Here is a 5,605-nt window from a genome sequence, read left to right as displayed (position 1 = left end):
GTGTTGACCCAAGCCGCAACCACCCCGGCATCAATTCCGGTGTTGTTCGCCGCACAAGCAGCCCGCACACCGCAGGCCAAAGCGCTGACGTTCCAAGGCCACTCGATGACCTACCACGAACTCGACGCGGTGACCAACCGATTGGCACACCTGATAGCCCGCCACGATGCGGGCCCCGGTAGGTGCGTAGCGCTGCTCTTACCCCGGTCCGCCGAGGCCATCGTGGCCATCCTGGCCGTGCTCAAAACCGGGGCGGCCTACCTGCCCATCGACCCCGCCCTCCCCGCGGCCCGCATCGAATTCATGCTTACCGACGCCGCTCCGATCGCCGCACTCACCACTACTGACCTGGCCCACCACATCAGCGGATTCGACCTGCACATCATCGACGTCGCAGATCCCGCTATCGACACCCAACCCGACACGCCGCCACCCCCACCGGATCCCGGCGACATCGCCTACTTCATCTACACCTCGGGAACCACCGGAGTGCCCAAAGGCGTTGCCATCAGCCACCACAACGTCACTCAACTGCTGGACTCCTTGAACAGCGAGCTACCACCCGCCGGGGTGTGGTCGCAGTGGCACTCCTACGCGTTCGACGTCTCGGTCTTCGAAATCTTTGGCGCCCTGCTCGGTGGCGGACGACTGGTCGTCATACCCCAATCGCTGATCGCCTCACCACAAGACTTCCACGCCTTGTTAGCCGCCGAACATGTCACCGTGTTAAGCCAAACCCCCTCGGCCTTTTACGCACTGCAAACCGCCGAAGAGCCCGAACCGCAGCACCAGCTCACTCTGCACAGCGTGGTCTTCGCCGGCGAAGCCCTTGAACCTCAACGCCTTCGAACCTGGCTACACAACCACCCGGCAGCACCACGGCTGATCAACATGTACGGCACCACCGAGACCACCGTGCACGCCTCCTTCCGTGAGATCACTCAACACGACGCCGACAAACCCGCGAGCCCTATCGGAGTGCCGCTGGCCAATCTCGCCTTTTTTGCACTCGATGGCTGGCTGCGTCCGGTACCCCCCGGAGTCATCGGCGAACTCTACATAGCCGGCGCCGGAACAGGCGTGGGCTACTGGCGGCGCACCAGCCTGAGCGCAACACGGTTTGTGGCCTGCCCGTTCGGCCCACCCGGAACACGCATGTACCGCACCGGAGACCTCGTACGCTGGCGCGCCGACGGCCAACTCGAATATCTCGGACGCGCCGACCAGCAAGTCAAGATTCGCGGCTACCGCATCGAACTCGGCGAGATCGAAGCAGTGCTGGCAGCACATCCCGCGGTGTCGCATGCGGCCGCGGTCGCGCATGACCCAGGAGCTGGGACGAATGCCGTTGCGCCGGTTGGTGACAAGCTGCTGGCGGCCTATGTGGTACTGGACCAGGATGCGGTACTGGCCCGGGAAGCGGAGCGAGAAACGCGGCTGGTAGCGCAGTGGCAGGGCGTGTACGACGACCTGTATTCGACCGCGATGTTCGGCACCGACATTCCGGCATTGGTAGGGGAGGATTTCGCGGGCTGGAACAGCAGCTACACCGGGGCACCCATCCCGGTCGATCAGATGCGGGAGTGGCGGGCCGCCGCAGTGGATCGGATCCACCAGCTGCGTCCGGCGCGGGTGTTGGAGATCGGGGTCGGATCGGGGCTATTGCTTGCCCAGTTGGCCCCGGGATGCGCCGAATACTGGGGCACTGATTTTTCGGCGGCCACCATCGAGACCCTTCGAGCGACGGTGGCGTCGCAGCTCTGGGGTGAGCGGGTGCGGCTACGAGTTCAATCGGCCCACGTCGCGGATGGGTTACCCGCGGGGCATTTCGACGTCGTCGTGCTCAACTCGGTGATCCAGTACTTCCCGAGCGTGGATTATCTGCTCGACGTCCTGGGCGTGGCGATTCGTGTGCTGGCGCCTGGCGGAGCGTTGTTCATCGGCGACGTGCGGAACCTGTCGTTGTTGGCCGCGTTCACCACCGGAGTGCTGTGCGCGGGACCCACCGCGATGGACGACACCGCCGCGGTGACACGGGAACGGGTACGCCGGGAAATGCTCGCCGAGCAGGAGCTGCTGCTCGCGCCGGAGTTCTTTACGACATTGCCGCAGCGCCATGCCGAGATCGCAGCGGTCGACTTGCAACTCAAACAGATGCGCGCCGTCAACGAGCTCAGCGGTTACCGCTACGACGTGGTGCTACGAAAGGCGCCGGTAGCCGTACGGTCCCTGGCAAGCCTGCCCTCAGAGCCGTGGCATCGGTTCGAAAGCCTGGCGGTGTTGGGCGATTACTTGCGGTCCCGGCAGCGGCCGGAGCTGCGCGTCACCGGGGTGCCGCACGCCGGGATAGGGCCTGACGTGGCTCTGGCGCAAGCACTTTCGCAGGCCGGTGACCGGGTACCGATCGGCCAGTTGCGTGCCGACACACCAGCGCCGGATGGGGTGTTGCCGCATGAGTGTCACCGACTCGGAGATGAACTCGGATACGCGACGGCGGTGACCTGGTCATCGACCCCTGGTTTGGTCGACGTGCTCTTCACCCGACCCACCGACTCGCCTGGTGGCCCGCACCCGGCGCTTTCGGATCTCTACATGCCCACCACCGCCCTAAGTTCTTCGACCGGCTACGCCAACGATCCGTCGGTGATCGAACGCGTAGCCGAACTGCGCCGTTTCGTCGCCGCCCGATTGCCAGAATTCATGGTCCCGGCAGCCATCACGGTGATGCAGGCAATGCCGTTGACCGTCAACGGCAAACTCGATCGCCGCGCACTGCCGTCCCCGGAATTCCTCAGCTCCGTCGCCTACCGGTCGCCAAGTGACCAACGCGAGCGAGTGCTGGCCGCGCTGTTCGGCGAGATCCTCGGCGTGGCTCGAGTCGGCGTCGATGACGGCTTTTTCGACTTGGGCGGCCATTCGCTGTCTGCCACGCGCCTGGTGGCCCGAGTCCGGGCCGAACTGGGCGTCGAGGTGCCGATCCGAGCGGTTTTCGACACGCCGACCGTTGCCGGGTTGGCCGAATGGATGGGTACGCATGCCGGAGACCGCGCGGGCGTGGCATTGACAGCCCGACAGCGGCCTGCACCGATCCCGTTGTCCTATGCACAGAATCGGCTGTGGTTCCTCGATCAATTCGACGGACCCTCGCCGGTCTACAACATTCCGTTGGCGTTGCGGTTGCGTGGACAGTTGGATGTCGGGGCGCTGGGCGCGGCGCTTGGCGATGTAGTCAGCCGTCACGAAAGTTTGCGCACGGTTTTTCCGGCTGTCGATGGAGTGCCCCAACAGCGGGTCATTGCCGCCGAACAGGCAGATTTCAGCTGCGATGTGATCGATGCGTCCGGATGGTCTGAGACTCAACTCGGCGATGCCGTGGGAGCCGACGTGCGGTATGCGTTCGATCTGGCTGACGAGATCCTGCTCCGCGCAAGGCTTTTCACTGTCACCGACCAGGAGCACGTGCTGGTCCTGACCATGCACCATATCGCCGCAGATGGCTGGTCGCTGACTCCACTGGTCCGTGATGTGGGTGAGGCGTATCGCGCGCGTTGCGCGGGGCGGTCCCCGGGCTGGGCGCCGTTGACGGTGCAGTATGTCGATTACACGTTGTGGCAGCGTGAACATCTCGGCGAGCTGGGCGATCCCGCCAGTGCGATCGCCGCGCAGTTGGTTTTTTGGGAGCAGACTCTGGCCGGGATGCCCGAACGCCTGGATCTCCCCACCGATCGGCCCTATCCGCCGGCGGCCGACTACCGCGGCGCACTGGTGGAAGTGGGGTGGTCAGCCGAACTGCAACAGCAGGTGCGTGGGCTCGCCCGGCAGTACAACGCCACCAGCTTCATGGTGCTGCAGGCGGCGCTGGCCGTGGTACTGGCCAAGATCAGCGCCAGTACCGATGTGGCGGTGGGGTTTTCGATCGCCGGACGTCGTGATCCCGCACTCGACGAGCTGGTGGGTTTTTTCGTCAACACGTTGGTGTTGCGCGTCGAGGTGGGCGGGGATCCGAGCGTGGCCGAGCTGTTGGCCCAGGTCCAACAGCGCAGCCTGGCCGCCTACGAACATCAAGACGTGCCTTTCGAGGTGCTCGTCGAACGACTCAACCCCACCCGATCGCTGACCCACCAGCCACTGGTCCAGGTGATGTTGGCCTGGCAGAACCTACCCGGACAAGACAACGATTCAGCCGCCGGGCTGGCATTGGGCGATCTGCACGTCACCGCGATGCCGGTGGACACCCGCACCGCACGTATGGATTTGGCGTTTTCGCTGGGGGAGCGTTGGGGTCCGGCCGGTGAGCCTGCCGGGATCGGCGGGATAGTGGAGTTTCGTACCGATGTGTTCGACGCGGCCAGCATCGAGACACTGATCGAGCGGTTGGAGCGGGTCGTGCTGGCCTTCACCGCGGACCCGACCCAGCGGCTCTCGTCGATCGATGTGCTGAATGAGGCTGAAGATGCCCGGCTCGATCGGTGGGGCAATCGGGCGGTGTTGACCGCACCGGCGCCCCCTCCGGTGTCAATCCCGGTCCTCTTCGCCGAACAGGTGCAACGCACGCCCGAAGCGTTGGCGCTGAGCTTCGAGGGCCACTCCATGACCTACCGGGAACTCGATGAAGCCACGAACCGGTTGGCTCACCGCCTGGCCGGCCAGGGCGCGGGCCCGGGCACGTGTGTAGCGCTGCTTTTCGAGCGTTCGGCGCAGGCAGTCGTTTCGATTGTGGCGGCGTTGAAGAGCGGGGCGGCGTATCTGCCGATCGACCCGGCGCTAGCGGCCGACCGGATCCTATTCATGATCGCTGATGCCGCCCCGATCGCTGCCGTCTCGACGGCTGATCTGGCTCATCGGCTCGACGGGTGTGACCTGATGGTCATCGACGTCGATGCCCCTGAAGACCCCGGCGGAGAGAGCCGACCCGGTGCGGCACTGCCGGCGCCCGCGGCCGACGATATCGCCTATCTGATCTACACCTCGGGCACCACCGGTGTCCCCAAAGGCGTTGCCATCACCCATCACAACGTCACCCAGCTGATGCGTTCACTGGAAGCCGGTTTGGCGGCGCCCGGGCAGGTCTGGTCGCAGTGGCATTCCTATAGCTTCGACATCTCGGGCTGGGAGATCTTCGGTGCCCTCCTCAGTGGTGGGCGGCTGGTCGTTGTACCCGGCTCGGTGGCCCGCTCACCGCATGATTTGCGCGCCTTACTGATCAGCGAACAGGTCACCGTCTTATGTCAAACCCCGTCGGCGGTGCGGACACTTTCACCGGAGGGGTTGGAGTCGGTGACCCTGCTGGTGGGGGGTGAGGCGTGCCCACCCGATCTGGTGGACCGCTGGGCGCCTGGGCGGGTGATGATCAACGAGTACGGCCCGACCGAAACCACAATGTGGGTGACCTTGAGTTCGCCGCTGGCAGCGGGGTCGGGGGCGGTGCCGATCGGTTCGCCGGTGTCGGGGACGGCGTTGTTCGTGCTGGACGGGTGGTTACGCCCGGTGCCACCCGGCGTGCTCGGCGAGTTGTATGTCGCCGGCCACGGGGTCGGCGTGGGGTATTGGCGACGAGGGAGTCTGACCAGCTCACGCTTTGTCGCCTGCCCCTTCGGCCCACCCG

1 protein-coding gene is annotated in these 5,605 nt (G+C 65.3%); it reads left to right on the top strand.

What is annotated here, in order from left to right; translation table 11 throughout:
* Positions 1–5,605: amino acid adenylation domain-containing protein (locus WAN02_RS09930; RefSeq protein WP_422263984.1), on the top strand; the 5,605-nt coding region annotated here is incomplete at both ends.

The sequence above is a fragment of the Mycobacterium sp. genome, assembly GCF_049281135.1.
Classification (GTDB): domain Bacteria; phylum Actinomycetota; class Actinomycetes; order Mycobacteriales; family Mycobacteriaceae; genus Mycobacterium.
The sequence above is the reverse complement of the archived record's forward strand: the minus strand, read 5'-3'. Positions and strand labels throughout refer to the sequence as shown.